Source organism: Burkholderia cepacia GG4 (genome assembly GCF_000292915.1).
GTDB classification, from domain to species: Bacteria; Pseudomonadota; Gammaproteobacteria; order Burkholderiales; family Burkholderiaceae; genus Burkholderia; species Burkholderia cepacia_D.
This window is the reverse complement of record NC_018513.1, coordinates 339,194-358,550: the sequence shown is the minus strand read 5'-3', so window position 1 is coordinate 358,550 and position 19,357 is coordinate 339,194. Positions and strand designations below refer to the sequence as shown.

Below are 19,357 nucleotides of genomic sequence, written 5' to 3'. Positions count from 1 at the left end.
TCGCAAAATATTTTTATACGGCGCCTTCGGACGGCTTCTTGCCGAGCTCGACACCGAGTTGCTTGAGCTTGCGATACAGGTGCGTGCGCTCGAGGCCCGTCTTCTCCGCGACGCGCGTCATGCTGCCGTTCTCGCGCGCGAGGTGATATTCGAAGTACGCGCGCTCGAACGCATCGCGCGCTTCGCGCAACGGGATGTCGAACGGGATCGCGGCCGTCTGGCCCGCGAGGCCGAGCGCCGCGGCCATGTCGTCGCCGAGCGTCGGCAGCGCCGCCGCGGACGCGACCGCCGACTGGCCCGATGCCTGACCCGCACCGGCCTTCGCCGCCGCGTTGACGGACACCGGTGCTGCGCCGCGTGCGAGACCGTGCTCGACGGACTTCAGCAGCTTCTGCAGTGCGATCGGCTTCTCGAGGAAATCGAGTGCGCCGATCTTCGTCGCCTCGACGGCCGTGTCGATCGTCGCGTGCCCGGACATCATGATCACGGGCATCGTCAACAGGCCCTGCGCCGCCCACTCCTTGAGCAGCGTGACGCCGTCGGTATCGGGCATCCAGATATCGAGCAGCACGAGATCGGGCGCCTGATTCAGGCGGTATTCCCGCGCGGCCTGCGCGTTCTCCGCCGCCTCGACGACATGTCCTTCATCGCTGAGGATCTCCGAGAGCAATTCCCGGATGCCCATTTCATCATCTACCACCAGGATGGTTGCCATTTACGCTGCCTTTGTCTGCACACTTGCTTTTGTCTTGGCGGGGGCCGCCCCGCCCTGCGCGCCGGGTTCGGCGCCTGGCGTATCGCTCGCCATCTGCAGGAACAGGATCGACACCTGCGCACCCTCGACGGTCTCGCCGTGCATGCGATTGCGCAGATCGATCCGCGCGCCGTGCTCATCGACGATTTTCTTGACCGTGGCCAATCCGAGCCCCGTGCCCTTCGCCTTCGTCGTCACGTAAGGCTCGAACGCACGGGTCAGGATGCGTGCCGGAAAACCGGGCCCGTTGTCGGACACGGTAAGACGTACCGCGACGCGCGTTTTGCCCTCTGCGTCGGGATCGCCATATTCTACTGTCTTGGTTTCGATCAACACACGCGGATGCGCGACTTCCGCGACCGAATCCTGTGCGTTCTGCAGCAGGTTGTGAATCACCTGGCGCAGTTGCGTCGCGTCGCCGCGAATCACCGGCAGCGACGGCGCCAGTTCGGCGACGATCGCACTCTTGCCTTCGCCGACACCATACAGCCCGAGCACCTCGCTCGCGAGTTCGTTCAACTGCAGGTTCGACAGCACGGCCGGCGGCGTGCGCGCGTATTCGCGGAAGTCGTCGACCATCCGCTTCATCGCGGCCACCTGGTTGACGATCATCGTCGCGCCGCGCTTGAGCACGTCCGCATCGGGCGGCGCGAGCTTGTCGGACAGCTTCATCTGCAGCCGCTCGGCCGACAGCTGGATCGGCGTCAGCGGGTTCTTGATCTCGTGCGCGAGCCGCCGCGCGACCTCGCCCCACGCGACCGAACGCTGCGCGGAAATCACGTCGGAGATGTCATCGAACACGACGACGTAACCGGACGTCTGCGGATCGTCGGCCTGCCCCTCGACCGTCGACACGAGGCGCGTGCCGCGCACGAGCAAGGTCAGCGGATCGGCTTCGCCCGGCACTTCAACCGCGAACTGCTGCTGCCAATGGCCGCGATCGCCGCTGCCACCGTCGGATGCCGCTTCGCGATCGGCGAACGCCTTGCGTACCATCGCGCCGAATTCCGCAACGACGTCGATCCGGTCGAGCGCCGTGCCGATCAGCGAGTTGAACGGCTGCCGGAAGATCCGCTCCGCGCCGCGGTTGGCCGTCGTCAGCCGGAACTGGCGATCGAGCACGAACACGCCGGCCGTCAGGTTCGCGAGGATGCTCTCGAGATACGTCTTCGAATGCTCGAGCGCGACCCGGTTCTTCTCGACCGCGAGCCGCGCCTCGGACAGCTGGCGCGTCATCGCGTTGAACGACTGCGTGAGGAAGCCGAGCTCGTCGCGCGACTTGATCTCGCGCTTCGGCGTGTAGTCGCCTTCCGTGATTTCCTTCGTGCCCTGCGCGAGCAGGAACAGCGGCCGCGCGAGCTGCTGGCCGAGCGCGAGCGCGAGCATCATCGCGATGAAGGTCGCGAGGAATAGCGCGAGCGTCAGCGTGCCGATGTACATCTTGCGCAGCCCGGTGCGGCCGAGCGATTTTTCCTGGTACTCGCGATACGCGCGCTGCACGGCGTCCGCGTTGTGCGCGAGCGTGGGCGGCACCGGCTGGGTGAGTTGCAGGAACCGCTCCGCCGGCTGCAGCAGCGACGTCGTCGCATCGGGAATCGGCCGCACGACGCGCAGCCGCAACGCGCCCTTCGCGCCGTGCGCACGCGGGTCGCCGTCGACTTCGCCCTCGATCGCCGCATACGCGCCATGCTCGCGCGCCTGGCTCAGCATCAGCGGAGTCGGCAGGTCATCCGGAATCAGCGCGGCGAAATTGCCCGACGCCTGCGCAACGATGTGCAGGTCGGGCGCCGCACCCGAGGCGCCACGGCTCGGCTCGACGATCGTCGCGTCCTGCACGCCGAACTGGTCGCGCAGGCGCAGCAGCGTGAGCGTCGTGCCGTTCGTGTTCGCGTCGACGCTCGCGAGCTGGTCGGACATCAGCCGCGCCTTCGTCTGCAGGTCGGACAGCGACGCATCGAGCATCCCGCGGCCGAGGTTCAGGCCGGCCGTCAGCGCAGTCTCGACGTTCACGTCGAACCACGATTCGATGCTGCGCGACACGAACTGGTACGACACGATGTAGATGATCCCGCCCGGCACCACGCCGACGAGCGCGAAGAACACCGCGAGCTTCGCGAGCAGCCGCGTGCCGAACTTGCCCTTCCTCAGGCGCACGACGATCATCCCGATCAGCCCGAGCACCACCAGCAGGAACACGAGCGCGACGATGATGTTCATCGCGTACAGCCACGAGTAGTAGCGGTCGAAGAATTCCGTGTTCGCGCTCGCGGCCGCAAGCAGCACGAGCAGCAGCAGCGCAGTGAGCGCGACGGTCGACACGATCACGCGAATGAGGAGGCTCTTCCCGCTGGCCGCGCGGCGCACTTTATTTAGCACGTTCGGTCACCGTGAAGTTGAAGCGCTTCCAGTCGGACCCGAGCGTCCAGTCGCGGTTGTTCACCGCGTCGACCTGGAACGGCTTCGGCATCAGCGCCGTATCGAGCTGCATTCGCACCGATGCCGTATAGGTTTCGCCGGCACGCACCTGATTGCGGTCGATCACGTGCCACGACGTGATGTGCCTGACGACCGCGAGCGCATCCTTCAGCGACGGGAAGCCGAGTTGCAGGCCGCCCGTCGACACGCGGTATTCGCGCGTGAGCGGCTGGAACGACAGGCGAATCGTCTGCGACACCGACACCGGCTGCTCGTCGAACCAGTACCAGCGCGCGCGGCCCAGTTCGAAGTCGGTCGTGAAGTAAAGCGGGATGCCCTTGTTGACGGCATCCTCGAGGTTCGGATTCAGCTCGAAATCGAAGCGGGCATCGAGGCTCCAGCCGCTTCCGTCGGCCTGCAGCGACGCGCGCTGCACGGCGATCGATTCGGCGCGCGCCGGCCGGACGACAGTCAGGCACAGCGTCAACGCGACCATCAGGACGGCCGCGAGCCGAAGTGGAAAAAGGTGTTTGATCGTCACCGTTTCTGAAACCGCGCGTAGAAAAATCCGTCGTGATCGGTGTTCTGGTCGAGTGCGCCGGCAGCCCCGCCGTGCACGCCGCCCGGCAGCAGTTGGCCGGGCGCGTCCAATCGTACCGCATCTTCACAGGCCGCTTCAAACCAGCGGGCCTGCAACTCGCCTTCTTCCGGGAAGATCGAACAGGTCACGTAGAGCAGTTCGCCGCCCTGCTTCACGAGCGGCCACAGCGCCGCCAGGATGCGGCGCTGTTCCGCGACGAGCGCGGCGATGTCGGCTTCGCGGCGCAGCCAGCGGATGTCGGGGTGGCGGCGCACGATGCCGGATGCCGAGCACGGCACGTCGGCCAGGATGCGGTCGAACGCACGGCCGTCGTACCACGCGTCAGGCGCGCCCGCGTCGCCGACGCGCACGTCCGCCGTGAGCGACAGGCGCGCGAGGTTCTCGCCGATGCGCGCCGCACGGGCCGCGTCGCTCTCGAGCGCGACGACATCCGCGTCGGCCAGCTCGAGGATATGGCCGGTCTTGCCGCCCGGTGCCGCGCACGCGTCGAGCACGCGCATGCCGTCGCGCACACCGAGCCATTCGGCCGCGAGCTGCGCGCCGGCGTCCTGCACCGACACGACGCCGTCGGCGAAGCCCGGAATGCGGTCGACCGGCAGCGCCGACGCGAGCCGCACCGCATGGCGGCCGATCGCGGTCGCTTCGATGCCGCTGGCGCGCAGCGTGTCGAGATACGCGTCGACGGTCGCGCGGCGCGCGTTCACGCGCAACGTCAGCGGCCCCTGGCGCTCGCCGGCCGCGAGCATCGCCTGCCACGCGTCGGGCCATGCGCGCTTCACCGCATCGACCCACCAGGTACGGTAATTCCAGCGTGCGACCGGATCGCCCTGCATCGCCGCGACGAGCGCGTCGCGCTCGCGCAGGAAACGCCGCAGCACCGCGTTGACCATCCCCTTCGCGAACGCGTATTCGCGCCGCGCGCCGATCACGGTCACGGCCTGGTCGACGACCGTGAACGCCGGATACGCGGCCGTGTCCTCCGGATCGAGCAGCAGCGCGAGCGCGCCGGCGAGCACCGCGTGCACATGCGCGGCCGGCGCCTTGCTGACGAGCTGGCCGATCAGCCAGTCCGCGCTGCCGAGGCGACGCATCGTCCGGTACGCGACGTCCTGCGTCGCGCCGCGCGCCAGCGCCTGCGCGCCGGCGGGCATGTGCGCGAACACCGCGGCGAGTGCCGCCGGCAGCGCCGTACCGCGCCGCACCGCATCGACCGCCTGCGCGGCCGAGTCGAGCGCGAACGCCAGCGAATCGGGCGCGAGGTGCAGCGCGGACAGGCGCGCCGGGCGGCCGGAGGAAGACGGGGCGGAGGAACGGGTTCGTGTCATCGGAGCAAAATCGGCAAACGGGTGCGGCTAGCGGCAGGAACCCTGCAGCCGCGTGGCCGCCGCGATCCCAAACCGCGCATTGTAGCGTGTGGACATGCGGCCCCTTTACGGGACGCGCAAATGAAACACCCCGCAGCGCGAGGCATGCGGGGCGAGGTATCGAGTGCGACGCGACTTAGTCGAAGCGGCCGGTACGCGCCATCTCCATCAGGCGCGCGATGCGCTCCTCGGTCGCCGGGTGCGTGGAGAACAGGTTCTGCAGGCCGCCGCCGTGCAACGGGTTCATGATCATCATCTGCGCGGTGGCCGGATGCGCCTCGGCCGCCTGGAACGGAATACCGGCCGCATAACGATGAATCTTGTCGAGCGCGGTAGCGAGCGACTGCGGATCGCCGGAAATCTGCGCGCCGCCGCGATCGGCCTCGAACTCGCGCGCCCGCGAGATCGCCATCTGGATCAGCGCGCCGGCGATCGGCGCGAGCAGCGCAACCGCAATGCCCGCGATCGGGTTGGCCGGCCGGCCGTTCTCGTCGCGACCGCCGAAGAACATCGCAAAGTTGGCCAGCGCCGAGATCGCGCCCGCCATCGTCGCGGTGATCGTCGAGATCAGGATGTCGCGGTGCTTCACGTGCGCAAGCTCGTGCGCCATCACGCCGCGCATCTCGCGCTCGGACAGCACGCGCAGGATGCCCGTCGTCGCGGCAACGGCCGCGTGCTCGGGGTTGCGGCCCGTGGCGAACGCGTTCGGGGCATCCTCGTTGATCAGGTAGACGCGCGGCATCGGCAGGTTCGCGCGCGTGGCCAGCTCGCGCACCATCCGGTAGAACTGCGGCGCCGTGTTCTCGTCGACTTCCTGCGCGTTGTACATGCGCAGCACCATCTTGTCGGAGAACCAGTACGAGAAGAAATTCATGCCGAGCGCGAACAGCAACGCGATCGTCATGCCGCGCGAACCGCCGATCATGCCGCCGATCACGATGAACAGGGCCGTGATCCCGGCCATCAGCATCGCCGTTTTGACCCAATTGAACATACCCACTCCTTATCCGTCAGGGGACACGCCGCACATCACAGCGCACGGCGGAAAATTGTAAGCGATTCGTTAGATAAGGTCTTGCCGGAAAAATTCAATTTCAGCGTTGCGACGCCGCGAGCCGCAGCCCAAGCCCGACGAACGCGCTGCCGACCGTGCGGTCGAGCCACTTCTTGACGCCCGGCTTGCCGGAAAAGCGCTGCGTGACGCTGCCCGCAACCCATGCGACGACGCCGGTCCAGATGGTGCTCATCACGACGAACACCGCGCCGAGCGCCAGGAACGCCAGCGTCTTGTGCGGGCTGTCGGCCGACACGAACTGCGGGAAGAACGACACGAAGAACAGGACGACCTTCGGGTTCAGCACGTTGGTCCAGAAACCCTGCATGAACAGCTGGCGCAGCGGCTTCGCGGCCGCGGCCTGCGCGGCATCGGCGCCCGCCGGCGCGGCGGCCTGCTTCGTGACGATCATGCGCACGCCGAGGTAGATCAGGTACGCGGCGCCGACCAGCTTGATCACCGTGAACGCGGCGGCCGACGCCGCGAGCAGCGCGGTCAGGCCGAATGCGCAGGCAAGCGCGTGCACGCAGCAGCCGGCCGAGATGCCGAACGCGGACATCAGCCCCGCGCCGCGGCCCTGCGCGACGCTGCGGCCGACGATATACGCGGTATCGGGGCCGGGCGTGACGTTCAGCAGGAAAACCGCGAGTACGAAGAAGCCGAAATGGGTGATGCCAAACATGAAAACCTCGAAACCGGAAAGCGCAGGGAAATTCTACGCGCGCCTGCCGCGCCGCGCGACTCGGCCGTCCGGCCGATTGCGCGCGGCCGGCACGCCGGATCGAATGGCGCTCAGGCCGGGTCGGGCAACGCGAAGCGCTGGCCCGCTGCGAGCGGCGAGCCAGCCAGGAATTCGCGCGCGGGCAGCCGCTTGCCGCCCGGCTTCTGCAGTTGCGTCACGCGCAGCGCGCCGCTGCCGCATGCGACGACCACGCCTTCTGGCGCAGCCTCGACGATCGTGCCGGGCGCCGCGTCGCCACGCGCCGCCACGGGCTCGGCCGCCCACAGCTTGATTGCCGCGCCGTCGAGCGTCGCGACGCCGCCCGGGAACGGGTCGAACGCGCGCACCTGGCGTGCGAGCACGTCGGCCGGCTTGCGCCAGTCGAGCGCCGCCTCGTGCTTGCCGATCTTTTCCGCATAAGTCACGCCGTCGGCCGGCTGCGGGGTGGCAGGCAGCGTGCCGTCGCGCTCGAGCCGCACCAGCGCGTCGACGATCAGCCGCGCGCCGTCGGCGGCCAGCCGGTCGTGCAGCGTCGCGGTCGTATCGTCGGGCGCGATCGCGACGCGTGCTTCCTCGATCATCGCGCCGGTGTCGAGACCGACGTCCATCTGCATCAGCGTGACGCCCGTCTCGGCGTCACCGGCCTCGATCGCCCGGTGGATCGGCGCGGCGCCGCGCCAGCGCGGCAGCAGCGACGCGTGGATGTTGATGCAACCGGCGCGCGGGATGTCGAGCACTTCCTGCGGCAGCAGCAGGCCGTACGCGGCGACCACCATCACGTCGTGCGGGGTCGTGCGCAGCAGCTCGATCGCGTCGGCCGCCTCCGCCGGGTACTTGCCCGCGCGCCGTAGCGACGGCGGCTGCGCGACGGGCATGCCGTGCTCGACGGCATAGCGCTTCACCGCGCTCGCCTGCAGTTTCATCCCGCGCCCTGCGGGGCGGTCGGGCTGGGTGAGCACGAGCGGCACCGGAAAACCGGCCTCGTGGATCGCGGCGAGTGCGGCCGCGGCGAATTCCGGCGTGCCGGCAAAAATCACGCGCAACGTATGGGTCATGACAGCGTTCGGGAGGGCTGGTTGAACGCGCGTCACATCGCGCGTTCGAGTTTCTTCATCTTCGTCTTGATGCGGGTCTGCTTCAGCGGCGACAGGTATTCGACGAACACACGCCCCATCAGGTGATCCATCTCGTGCTGCACGCACACGGCCAGCAGGCCCTCGCAGTCGAGCTCGAAGGTCTCGCCCTGCTCGTTGAGCGCGCGCACGCGCACGTGGTCGGGACGCTCGACTTCGTCGTAGATCCCGGGCACCGACAGGCAGCCCTCCTCATAGACCTGCTTCGCGTCGCTCGACCAGATGAGCTCGGGGTTGATGAACGCGCGCAGCTCGTTCTTCTCCTCGGAGATGTCGATCACGATCACGCGCTCGTGCACGTCGACCTGCGTCGCCGCGAGGCCGATGCCCGGCGCTGCGTACATGGTTTCAGCCATGTCCGCGACGAGCTTGCGGATCCGGTCGTCGACCTGGTCGACGGGCTTGGCGACCTTGTGCAGCCGCTTGTCGGGATAATGAAGAATGTTCAGCAAAGCCATGGTGTTCGGTATTCGGTGGGGCGGCGTGCCGCATCGGCCATCCGGCCGGCTGGCGCCGCCGCCGCGATGCAATGAAGATGAGGCGGACGCGCGGCATATCGATGCAATGCCGCAGGTCGTGCCTCCTGCAATTGGCCGGACGCCCGTGCGCGCGGCCCTGTCGAGTATTTCGGATGATGAAAATTTTATCATGGCGCCACGCTGTCCGCTGGCCGTCGCGTTCGAGGGGAACCTCATGTCGCCGCAAACGCTGACCACCTCCGCGCTGCGCGCCTGGCTACAGCTCGCACATGCGCCGGGGCTCGCCCCCGCCGTGCTGCATGCGCTGCTCGATGCATTCGGCTCGCCGGCGGCGCTGCTGCGCGCGTCCGACGAGGCGATCGCCGCGGCGAGCAGCGCCGCCGCCGCGCGGGCCGTGCGCGCGAGCGAGCGGGATGACCTCGACGCGCGTACCGACGCCACGCTCGCCTGGCTCGATGCGCCGGGCAACGCGATCGTCGCGCTCAACGATCCCGCCTATCCGCCGCGGCTGCGCGACCTGCACGATCCGCCGCCGCTGCTATATGTAAAGGGCCGGCTCGACCTGCTGCACGCACGCGGCCTGGCCGTGGTCGGCAGCCGTCACGCGACGCCGCAAGGGCTCGCCGATGCGACGCGCTTCGCGCACGCGCTGTCCGATGCCGGGCTCGCGATCGTCTCGGGCCTCGCGCTCGGCATCGACGCCGCCGCGCATCGCGGCGGGCTCGACGGCCGCGCGGGCACGATTGCGGTAATCGCGACCGGCGCCGATCTCGTCTATCCGGCGCGGCACCGCACGCTGGCGCACGAGATCGCCGCCCGCGGCGCGATCATGTCGGAATGGCCGCTCGGCACGCCCGCGCGGGCGTCGCATTTCCCGCAGCGCAACCGGCTGATCGCCGCGCTCGCGGCCGGCGCGCTCGTCGTCGAAGCCGCGCCGCGCTCCGGCTCGCTGATCACCGCGCGGGTCGCGAACGAGTTGGGCCGCGACGTGTTCGCGATGCCCGGCTCGATCCACGCGCCGCTCGCGCAGGGCTGCCATGCGCTGATCCGCGACGGCGCGAAGCTCACCGCGACACCGCTCGACGTGCTCGAGGAATACGGGCTGGGCGAACCGGCGGCTCGGGCCAACCACGCCCCGGCGAATTCGGGCCAGAGCCACGATGACGGCGACCCAGGCCACGCCGCCGTGCGCCGCGCGACGGCAGATGCCGTCGATTCCGCCGCCGCGCCCGCCCGCATCGAGGCCGCACCGCCCCCGCTGCCCGACGACCCGGCCCAACATGTCGTATTCGCCGCATTGGGATACGGCCCCGTTACTTACGAGTGGCTCGCCGAGCACAGCGGCCTGGCCGACGACGTACTGCACCGCGCGCTGCTCGCGCTCGAACTGGCCGGCCGGGTCGCGAGCGTCGCCGGCGGACGCTTCGCGCGGCTTGACGCGGCGCCCACCCCGCCCGCGTCCGGCATGCTACATTTCCCCGCATAGGGGCGGCCGTGCCGCCGACGAAACTCAAGGAATACCATGCCCGTGCTGAATCTCGACACCGATGCGGATCGGATCGCCGAGCGCCTCGCCGATCCCGACACGCTGCTGGTCGCCTGCCTGTGCGCCGAATGGTGCGGCACGTGCCGCGACTACCGGACGGCCTTCGAGCAGCTCGCCGACGCGCATCCCGACGCCTGCTTCGCCTGGATCGACATCGAAACCCATGCCGACCGGTTCGACGATCTCGACGTCGAGAATTTCCCGACCATCCTGATCGAGGACACGAACACCGCGCGCTTCTTCGGCACGGTGCTGCCGCACGCGGCGATCGTCGAACGGATGTTGTCCGACCTGAGCGCGGTGCCCGGCGCGCCGCACGCACCGAAATTGCGCAACGTCCTGACCGTCGAGGCGTGAACCGCGCGCCGGCCGCGCGGCTTTTGGCGCCCTTGCGCGTGGCGCCGCGCCGGGCGCTTGCCGCCGGTGCGGCCCCCCTCTATGATGAGCCGCTTTTTGCACGCCGAGCCGCCGTCGCCGCGGCGTGTGCTATAAAGCCGTCGTAAAAGGGACCCACGCCGGCGAACCCGGTCTACCAACACACACCTGTCATGTCCAAAGCACTGATCATTGCGGAAAAGCCTTCTGTCGCGAACGACATCGCGCGCGCTTTGGGCGGCTTTACCAAGCATGACGAATACTTCGAGAGCGACGAATTCGTCCTTTCGTCCGCGGTCGGCCACCTGCTGGAAATCGCCGCCCCGGAAGAGTACGAGGTCAAGCGCGGGAAATGGAGCTTCGCTCATCTGCCCGTCATCCCCCCGCATTTCGACCTTAACCCGATCGCAAAAAGCGAATCGCGCCTGAAGGTCCTTACGAAGCTGATGAAGCGCAAGGACGTCGACCGCCTGATCAACGCATGTGACGCGGGGCGCGAGGGCGAGTTGATTTTCCGCCTGATCGCACAGCATGCGAAGGCGAAGCAGCCGGTCCAGCGTCTGTGGCTGCAGTCGATGACGCCGCAGGCGATCCGCGACGGTTTCGCGAACCTGCGCAGCGATTCGGACATGCAGCCGCTCGCGGATGCCGCGCGTTGCCGCTCGGAAGCCGACTGGCTTGTCGGGATCAACGGCACCCGTGCGATGACCGCGTTCAACAGCAAGGGCGGCGGCTTCTTCCTGACGACCGTCGGTCGCGTTCAGACGCCAACGTTGTCGATCGTCGTCGAACGTGAAGAGAAAATCCGCCGCTTCGTCCCACGCGACTACTGGGAAGTGCGAGCGCAGTTCGTCTGCGCCGGCGGCTTCTACGAAGGCCGGTGGTTTGACCCGAAATTCAAGCGCGACGAACTCGATCCGGAAAAACGCGACTCCCGCCTGTGGAGCCTGCCTGCGGCCGAGACGATCGTCGCCGCGTGCCGCGACCACACGGGCACGGTCTCCGAGGAATCGAAGCCGTCGACGCAATTGTCGCCGCTGCTGTTCGACCTGACGAGCCTGCAGCGTGAAGCGAACGGCCGTTTCGGCTTCTCCGCGAAGAACACGCTCGGCCTCGCGCAGGCGCTGTATGAAAAGCACAAGGTGCTGACCTACCCGCGTACCGATGCGCGCGCGCTGCCGGAAGACTACATTTCGACGGTGCAGTCCACGCTCGAGATGCTCAAGGAGAGCAACAACTATCTGCCGCACGCAAAGCAGGTGCTCGACAAGGGCTGGGTAAAGCCGAACAAGCGGATCTTCGACAACTCGAAGATCAGCGACCACTTTGCGATCATCCCGACGCTGCAGGCGCCGAAGGCGCTGTCCGAGCCCGAGCAGAAGCTGTACGACCTGGTCGTGAAGCGCTTCCTCGCGGTGTTCTTCCCGGCCGCCGAATTCCGCGTCACGACGCGAATCACCGAGGTGGTCGGCCATCACTTCAAGACCGAAGGCAAGGTGCTCGTCGAGCCGGGCTGGCTGCAGGTGTACGGCCGCGACGCCGAAGGCGCGGACGCGAACCTCGTGCCGGTTCAGAAGGACGAGAAGGTGAAGACGGACGAGATCGCTGCAGTCGCGCTCGTGACGAAACCGCCCGCCCGCTACTCGGAAGCCACACTGCTGTCCGCAATGGAAGGCGCGGGCAAGCTGGTTGAGGACGACGAGCTGCGCGAGGCGATGGCCGCGAAAGGGCTCGGCACACCGGCCACGCGTGCGGCGATCATCGAAGGCCTGCTCGGCGAGAAATACCTCGTGCGCGAGGGTCGCGAAATGATCCCGACCGCGAAGGCATTCCAGCTGATGACGCTGCTGCGCGGGCTCGGCGTGAAGGAACTGACCGCGCCCGAGCTCACCGGCGAATGGGAATACAAGCTGTCGCAGATGGAGCGCGGCAACCTCGGGCGCGACGCGTTCATGCAGGAAATCGCCCGCATGACGCAGCAGATCGTCAAGCGCGCGAAGGAATACGATTCCGACACGATCCCCGGCGACTACGCGACGCTCGAGACGCCGTGCCCGAACTGCGGCGGCCAGGTGAAGGAAAACTACCGCCGCTTCGCATGCACGAAGTGCGAGTTCTCGATCTCGAAGATCCCAGGCAGCCGGCAGTTCGAGATCGCGGAAGTCGAGGAGCTGCTGCGGGAGAAGACGATCGGTCCGCTGTCCGGTTTCCGCAGCAAGATGGGCCGTCCGTTCTCGGCGATCCTGAAGCTCTCGTTCGACGACGAAACGAAGAACTACAAGCTCGAGTTCGACTTCGGCCAGGACCAGGGCGGCGAGGAAGGCGAGGCGCCCGACTTCTCCGCGCAGGAGCCGGTCGGCGCGTGCCCGAAGTGCAGCGGCCGCGTGTTCGAGCACGGCATGAGCTATGTGTGCGAGCACTCGGTCGCGAACCCGAAGACCTGCGACTTCCGTTCGGGCAAGGTGATCCTGCAGCAGGAAATCACGCGCGAGCAGATGGCCAAGCTGCTCGCCGACGGCCGCACGGATCTGCTGCCGAACTTCAAGTCGTCGCGCACGGGCCGCAACTTCAAGGCCTTCCTCGTCAAGCAGCCGGACGGCAAGATCGGCTTCGAGTTCGAGAAGAAGGAGCCGAAGGCCGCCGCCGCGAAGAAGACGGCAAAATCGGCGACGAAGGATGCCGAAACCGTAACGGAAGGCGCCGATGAGAAACCGGCACCGGCCCGCAAGACCGCAGCCCGCAAGACGACGACGCGCAAGACGGGCTCTTAACGACCCGGCCGCCGGGGCTTCCCCCGGCGCGTCGCACGCCGGTCAAACGGCGAAAAAAAACGCGGATCGATCACTCGATCCGCGTTTTTTCTTTGGGCCCGCTGTCGGTGCACGGCCGCCGCGCCGTTACAGCGGCGACGGCACCGCGACGCGCGCACGCGTCGAACGCGCGAGGCGCGGCTGCAGGTTCGGGTCGGTCGATTCCGGCTGCTCGGCACGCATCTCGACGCCGATCGGGGCAAGCGTCGCACTCTGTGCGGCCCACTGCTCGCCCATCATTGCGTCGGTCGAGTGGCTGAAATACTCGACGAGGTGGTCGATGAAGGTACGCACCTTCGCGGGCAAATGGCGCCGGCTCGGATAGGCGATGTTGATCTCGACCTGCGGCAGCCGGAAATCCGGCAGCAGCCGCACGAGCGCGCCGCGCGCGATGTCGCTGCCGATCAGGTAGCTCGGCAGGATCGCAACGCCCATCCCGAGCAGCGCGAACTGGCGCAGCATCGCGGTGTTGTTCGCGACGATCACGTTGGTCGGGCGCACGCGCACTTCGCCATCCGGCCCCGTGAATACGCGCTCGTCGCCCCAGTATTCGGTCGGCAGGCTCAGGGCCGGGTGCTCGGCGAGGTGTTCCGGGTGGGTCGGCACGCCGTGCTTTTCCAGATAGCTCGGCGTCGCGCACACGGTCATGCAACCGGTGGTCAGCCGCCGCGTGACGATGCTCGCGCTGCGCATCTGGCGCGTGACGACGATGCCGACGTCGAAACCTTCCTCGACGAGATCGACCTGGCGGTCGACCAGCGTCAGATCCGGCACCACTTTCGGGAAATTCTCCGTGTACGACTGCAGGACGGGCGCAAGGTTGTGCAGGCCGAACACGACCGGCGCAACGATGCGCAACGTGCCGACCGGCTCGTGATTGCGCGCGACGACCATCTGTTCGACATCCTCGAGCTCATCGAGAATCTGGCGCGCCCGCTCCAGATAGACCTGGCCCGACTCCGTCAGCGAAAGGCTGCGCGTGGTGCGGTTCAGCAAACGCGTGCCGAGCCGGCCTTCCAGATCGGCGACGTGACGCGTCGCGACCGCGTTGGAGATATCCATAGCACTCGCGGCCCGCGCGAAACTGCCGAGATCCGCAACCTTGACGAACACGCGCATCGACTGCAAATGATCCATAAACGACTCCTGCCGCTGTTACAACTTCAAAAAGTTGAAGCAAATGCGTAATTCTCCTACGACAGCGGAAATGATGCAGAGTTGCTCAACAAACCCCCGGTTGACGATAAAAATAGTCAAAAATCCTCACCCGTTGCGGATGGATGACCCAATTATTCTGATTGGAGCAACAATTGGGTGAACCTCGTCGGGTTAGCGTCCGAATCAGGAAGGACGTGTTTGATGCGACACAGCAGCGCACGGCGCCGCACCGCACGGAAGCGGCGCCGGATCAGGCCGGCGCCAATTGCGGCGGAGCGTAACAACCTGTTAAAAAGACACCACGAACCACGCCGACGTAGCATCATGTCGGCCCCGGCCGGGCGGGACGGGTGCGCGACGTGCGCCGCCGCCACCGCCGCTTTCAACGCGCGACTCCCGCTGATCATGAAAATTGCCATCCTCGACGACTACCAGGACGCCGTCCGCAAGCTGAACTGCTTCGAGATGCTTGCCGAGCACGACGTGAAGGTCTTCAACAATACGGTGCGCGGCCTGGGACAGCTCGCGAGCCGTCTGGCGGAAGTCGAGGCGCTCGTGCTGATTCGCGAGCGCACGCCGATTTCGTCGCAACTGCTCGCCAAGCTGCCGAACCTGCGGATGATCAGCCAGACCGGCCGCATTTCGAGCCACATCGACCTCGAAGCGTGTACCGACCGCGGCATCGCGGTGCTCGAAGGCACGGGCTCGCCGGTCGCGCCGGCCGAACTGACCTGGGCGCTCGTGATGGCTGCCCAGCGCCGCATTCCGCAATACGTCGCGAACCTGAAGCAGGGCGCATGGCAGCAGTCGGGCCTGAAGACGTCGGCGCTGCCGCCGAACTTCGGCCTCGGCCAGGTGCTGCGCGGCCAGACGCTCGGCATCTGGGGCTACGGCAAGATCGGCCGGCTGGTTGCCGGCTACGGCAAGGCGTTCGGGATGAACGTGTTGATCTGGGGCCGCGAGCATTCGCTCGAGGCCGCACGCGCCGACGGCTACACGGCCGCCGAGAGCCGCGAAGCGCTGTTCGAGCAGAGCGACGTGCTGTCGCTGCACCTGCGGATGCACGACGACACGCGCGGGATCGTCAAGCAGGAAGACCTGATGCGGATGAAGCCGACGTCGTTGCTCGTCAACACGAGCCGCGCGGAACTGCTCGAGGAAAACGCGCTCGTCAACGCGCTGTCGCACAACCGTCCGGGGATGGTCGCGACCGACGTGTTCGAGAGCGAGCCGATCCTGCAGGGCTACAGCCTGCTGCGGATGGAAAACGTGATCTGCACGCCGCACATCGGCTACGTCGAGCGCGAAAGCTACGAGCTCTATTTCAGCGCGGCGTTCCGGAATATCCTCGCGTTCGACCAGGGCGACCTGTCGAGCGTCGTCAACCCGGAAGCGCTGACGCCGCGCCGGGTGCGCTGACCGGCGCGGGCCGCGCTCGCCGCGCGGCCCCGCTGCCGGCTTCCCGCCTTCAGGCGGCCACGCGGCCGCCCGTCATCGCGTCGACGCGCGTGAGGAAATGCTCGCCGTCGCGCAGTCCGAGGTCGTACGCATGCCGCATCTGCGACGGACTCGTGTAATCCCAGCTCGAAATCGGTACCTTGCTCGACGGCTGCACGTACAGCCGCCGCTGGTCGCCGTGCGCGACCGTGAACATCTGCGGGCGCGGATACAGCCGCGTGACGAGCACCAGCACGTCGCCCGGCGATGCATCGAGCGCGCCGACCGGTACATTGTCGACCATCCCGCCGTCGAGCACGGGCCGGCCGCCGCGATGCAGCACCGGTGTGAACGGTGGCGTGCACGACGACTGCAGGATCAGGTCGGCGAGTTCGTCGACGCTCGTACAGGCCTGCGCCCGCACGAACTCGGGCCGAAATCCGAGCGTGCGCCCGAGCGTCGGGTGCAGCGTCTTGCGCAGGTATTTTTCGATGTTGTACGCGACGAGGCCCGCAGCCACCGCGCTGCGTGCGCCGAGCCAGCGCGGCACGTGCGACACGCCGATGCGGATCTCCGGTGCGTCGGCGAGCTGCGCGAACGGCTCGCCGTAGATGTCGAGCAGCGCCTGACGGTAGATCCGGTAATGCGGAAACACGGGCTCGCGGCCAAACAGGTTGCCCCAGTACGCGTTCTTGCGGTTGTGTCGCAGCGCTTCCTCGTAATAGCGCATCACCCACGCGGCGTCGCGCGTATACAGCATGCAGGCGGTCGCCGCGCCGGCCGAGATGCCCGCGATCACGCGCGGGCGCAGGCCGAGCGCGGGCTGCGCGACGTCCCAGAAGCCGGCCTGCCACCAGCAGCGATTGCCACCGCCGGCAAAGACGATCTGATCGAACATCGCGCCGCTCAGCTGACGAGCGCGTAGGTCGACGTCGCGTGAACGGCCATCTTGCCGTCCTCGTCGAACAGCTCGACTTCCCCGAACACGAGGTTGCGGCCCATCCGCAGCACGCGCGCGGTGACGAGCACGTCACCCTTGCGCACCGGCCGCATGAAGTTCGTGTTCAGCGACACGGTGGTCATCGGCCGGAACTCGCCGAGCGCGGCCGAGATCGCGACCACCATCGCCGTGTCGGCGGCGGCCGTGAACACCTGGCCGCAGATGACGCCGCCCGAATGGCGGAATTCGCCGGAAAACGGCAAACGCATCGTGACAGTGTCGTCGCCGATCGATACGGGAACCAGACCCAGCGAGCGGACCCATGGGGCCAGCAGGCGATCCAGCAATTCGCGGACTGCGTTTTCGTCCATCTTCGAATGTCCAGAAAACGTTGCGCGACCGCCGCGCAACGGGTGTGGACGTCATCATACCGGGAGCGCGCCAACTGCGATGACTCGTTACCACGCCGACGGCTTCCGTTGCCGTGACGAAATATTTTCAGGAAATTTGGTGAAAGGGCTTGCCAAGCCCAAAATGCTCGTGCATAATCTTTCTTCTGTTGGGGGCGTTAGCTCAGTTGGTAGAGCAGCGGACTCTTAATCCGTAGGTCGAGTGTTCGAGTCACTCACGCCCCACCAGGAATTCCAAAGGCCGGTCAGCGCAAGCTGACCGGCCTTTTTCATTTTCCGGCTCCGCCCGGCCTCTGTCTCGTCACGGCAGGCAATCGCATACATGCCTCGCCCGTACACTTTCCGCTAGAATCGTCCGACAAATATCACACGACCGGCCCGGCGAACACCGTCTCGCCGCCGGCACTGAGAGAGCATGGGGCGCCAGATATGGAATCATGTGAACGAGACGCGGCCATTCAGAGGGCATGGTCACGCCGACAGCGGCGCGCAGATCGAATCGCGCGATCCCCCCGATCGCATCCGGCCCCGTCGTACGACGCGCGCAGCGGATTCGGTCATGCCGCGTAGGGACGCGTTCGTCGCGCTCGCGCTCGGCGTTGCGCTGCTCGTGCTCTCGGCCGTTTTCGCCGTCACCGCCAGCGGCGTGGCCGACGATCTGGTCCGGGCGCCGGGCACGGTCGTGCGTATCGTGCAGGACAGCGACGCGATGCGTGCATACCGCCCGATCGTCGCCTATCTCGGCAACGACGGGCGCCGCCGCGAAGTCGCCGGCAATACCGCATCGACCACACCCGCGTACGACATCGGCCAAAACGTCGACGTCCTGCTCGATCCCGCCCATCCCGACCGCCCCGCACTGATCGACGATTTCTCGCAACGCTGGTTTCCGATCGCGGTGCCGGCGCTGCTCGCGGTCGTGTCGCTCACGATCGGCGGCCTGCTGCACGCGAACGAGCGCCGCAACCGGCACGCCGACGCCCTGTCTGCGCCGGCCGCGCGCAAGCCGGTGCGGCGCTGCTGGGACATCGCGATCGTGCTGATTCTGATCGCAATCGGCACCGGCTTCCTGGCGGGCGCCGGCGCAGCCGGCTTGCGCCAGTGGCTGCTCGCCCGTCATTACACACACTCCACCGGCCACGTCGTCGAGATCGCCGAAACCGCACACTCGCCCCGCGCCCGCACGTCGCTCTATTCGGCAATCGTCGCGTTCACGACCGACAGCGGCCGCCGGGTCACGTTCGCACAAGGCTCGGCTTCATCGCATCCCGGGCTGTACGAAGGCGAGATCGTCAACGTGCTGTACGACCCCGTCACGCCCGAGCGCGCGGTCATCGACCGGTTCTGGGATCGCTGGGGGCTCACGGCGATCCTGTTCGCGATCGGCACGCCGTTCCTTGCGGCCGGACTGTTCGCGGCCGCGACACTGTGGCCCGAGCATCGGCCGCACGAAATCACTGAGTGACGGATACGCGGCGCGGCTGCCGCTTCAGCGCTCCCTGAAGGCCTCCACCTTCGCGCGATTTCCGCACGTTCGCATGTCGCACCAGCGTCGCCCGACGCCGCGCCCGCGATCGACGAAGAACCACGTACAGCGGCCGCACTGCCGCACGCGCGCGAAATCGTCGCTGCGCAGCAGCTGCTCGAACCCGAGCGCGGCCGCATCGACCCAGCGCGACGCGGCGCGCGCGTCCGGTCGCCATGCGAAGCGGCCGTCGACCGCGTCGAACGCACTGCGCCCGATCGCATCGCGAATCGCCGCGGCGAGCCGGTCCGCCGCGCGCGCGCCGGCGCTGCCGCCGTCCGCAGCCGTCAGGTGCGAGAGCGCGGCATACGCATCCTCGCGAAAGCCATGCAGCGCGGCCAATTCGTCGGCGCCGTCCTGCCGTGCATGACGCAGAAACCGCGCCAGATCGGCCTGCGCCAGCAATCCCGCGCTCCCTGCCCAGGCACGCACGGTCGGCCAGTCGATGAGCTTGTCCGCGTCGCGCGTCTTGACCGTATCGGCCACGGTGTTCAGGAAGTCGAGCGCCGGATGGCCGCCGACGAAATCGGCCGCGCCCCATTCGTGCGCCGGTCGCGCAGGCTCGTGTCGAGTAACCATTTATTTCCGCCTATAGGTTTCACATCCGGACAAACCGGCGTAACCTGTTAACAACC

At 67.4% G+C, this 19,357-nt stretch carries 16 protein-coding genes, 1 tRNA gene and 1 pseudogene; 6 read left to right on the top strand and 12 right to left on the bottom strand.

What is annotated here, in order from left to right; translation table 11 throughout:
- Nucleotides 1–13: 13 nt before the first annotated feature.
- The 8 genes from esaR to def form a co-directional block, all read right to left on the bottom strand.
- Nucleotides 14–715 (bottom strand): response regulator transcription factor EsaR, encoded by a 702-nt coding sequence (gene esaR, locus GEM_RS01540; protein ID WP_014895697.1) that lies wholly within the window; start codon nt 713–715, stop codon nt 14–16.
- Complete coding sequence (gene esaS / locus GEM_RS01535; protein ID WP_014895696.1) at nt 716–3,130, bottom strand: sensor histidine kinase EsaS; 2,415 nt, start codon at nt 3,128–3,130, stop codon at nt 716–718.
- On the bottom strand, nt 3,120–3,710 hold the full coding sequence (locus GEM_RS01530) for a DUF4390 domain-containing protein (protein ID WP_039318027.1): 591 nt from the start codon (nt 3,708–3,710) through the stop codon (nt 3,120–3,122). The genes esaS and GEM_RS01530 overlap by 11 nt, the downstream gene beginning before the upstream one ends.
- Nucleotides 3,707–5,095 (bottom strand): 16S rRNA (cytosine(967)-C(5))-methyltransferase RsmB, encoded by a 1,389-nt coding sequence (gene rsmB, locus GEM_RS01525; protein WP_014895694.1) that lies wholly within the window; start codon nt 5,093–5,095, stop codon nt 3,707–3,709. Before rsmB ends, GEM_RS01530 begins: the two co-directional genes overlap by 4 nt.
- A 175-nt stretch (nt 5,096–5,270) precedes the next feature.
- Entirely contained in the window at nt 5,271–6,128 is an 858-nt protein-coding gene (gene htpX / locus GEM_RS01520) for a zinc metalloprotease HtpX (protein WP_014895693.1), read from the bottom strand.
- A 100-nt stretch (nt 6,129–6,228) separates the two neighbouring features.
- Entirely contained in the window at nt 6,229–6,870 is a 642-nt protein-coding gene (locus GEM_RS01515) for a LysE family translocator (protein ID WP_014895692.1), read from the bottom strand.
- A gap of 110 nt (nt 6,871–6,980) precedes the next feature.
- Nucleotides 6,981–7,964 (bottom strand): methionyl-tRNA formyltransferase, encoded by a 984-nt coding sequence (gene fmt / locus GEM_RS01510; RefSeq protein ID WP_014895691.1) that lies wholly within the window; start codon nt 7,962–7,964, stop codon nt 6,981–6,983.
- A gap of 32 nt (nt 7,965–7,996) precedes the next feature.
- The gene (def, locus tag GEM_RS01505) at nt 7,997–8,500 is read right to left on the bottom strand and encodes a peptide deformylase (protein ID WP_014895690.1); all 504 of its coding nucleotides are present in this window, start codon (nt 8,498–8,500) and stop codon (nt 7,997–7,999) included.
- A gap of 235 nt (nt 8,501–8,735) precedes the next feature.
- Between def and dprA the strand changes: the two genes are divergently transcribed.
- The 3 genes from dprA (at nt 8,736) to GEM_RS01490 (ending at nt 13,213) form a co-directional block, all read left to right on the top strand.
- The gene (gene dprA, locus GEM_RS01500) at nt 8,736–10,007 is read left to right on the top strand and encodes a DNA-processing protein DprA (RefSeq protein WP_014895689.1); all 1,272 of its coding nucleotides are present in this window, start codon (nt 8,736–8,738) and stop codon (nt 10,005–10,007) included.
- A gap of 36 nt (nt 10,008–10,043) precedes the next feature.
- Nucleotides 10,044–10,424, top strand: a complete 381-nt coding sequence (locus GEM_RS01495) for a thioredoxin family protein (RefSeq protein ID WP_014895688.1) — start codon at nt 10,044–10,046, stop codon at nt 10,422–10,424.
- A 191-nt stretch (nt 10,425–10,615) separates the two neighbouring features.
- Nucleotides 10,616–13,213 (top strand): DNA topoisomerase III, encoded by a 2,598-nt coding sequence (locus GEM_RS01490; RefSeq protein ID WP_014895687.1) that lies wholly within the window; start codon nt 10,616–10,618, stop codon nt 13,211–13,213.
- Nucleotides 13,214–13,474: 261 nt separating this feature from the next.
- On the opposite strand, the pseudogene GEM_RS01485 reads toward GEM_RS01490, so the two are convergent.
- A pseudogene (locus GEM_RS01485) lies at nt 13,475–14,389 on the bottom strand (LysR family transcriptional regulator); the annotation flags it as partial.
- Between the two features lie 426 nt (nt 14,390–14,815).
- Between GEM_RS01485 and GEM_RS01480 the strand changes: the two are divergent.
- Nucleotides 14,816–15,829: a D-2-hydroxyacid dehydrogenase family protein gene (locus GEM_RS01480; RefSeq protein WP_039318218.1), complete on the top strand. Its 1,014-nt coding sequence runs from the start codon at nt 14,816–14,818 to the stop codon at nt 15,827–15,829.
- A gap of 49 nt (nt 15,830–15,878) precedes the next feature.
- Here the strand turns inward: GEM_RS01480 and GEM_RS01475 are convergent, their stop codons facing one another.
- Entirely contained in the window at nt 15,879–16,745 is an 867-nt protein-coding gene (locus tag GEM_RS01475; RefSeq protein ID WP_014895684.1) for a patatin-like phospholipase family protein, read from the bottom strand.
- An 8-nt stretch (nt 16,746–16,753) separates the two neighbouring features.
- On the bottom strand, nt 16,754–17,158 hold the full coding sequence (locus tag GEM_RS01470; protein ID WP_014895683.1) for a PaaI family thioesterase: 405 nt from the start codon (nt 17,156–17,158) through the stop codon (nt 16,754–16,756).
- Between the two features lie 191 nt (nt 17,159–17,349).
- Between GEM_RS01470 and GEM_RS01465 the strand changes: the two genes are divergently transcribed.
- Nucleotides 17,350–17,425, top strand: a tRNA-Lys gene (locus tag GEM_RS01465).
- A gap of 187 nt (nt 17,426–17,612) precedes the next feature.
- Nucleotides 17,613–18,662, top strand: a complete 1,050-nt coding sequence (locus GEM_RS01460) for a DUF3592 domain-containing protein (RefSeq protein ID WP_041490428.1) — start codon at nt 17,613–17,615, stop codon at nt 18,660–18,662.
- A gap of 24 nt (nt 18,663–18,686) precedes the next feature.
- On the opposite strand, the gene GEM_RS01455 is transcribed toward GEM_RS01460, so the two are convergent.
- Entirely contained in the window at nt 18,687–19,301 is a 615-nt protein-coding gene (locus GEM_RS01455) for a CGNR zinc finger domain-containing protein (protein ID WP_014895681.1), read from the bottom strand.
- Nucleotides 19,302–19,357: the final 56 nt, after the last annotated feature.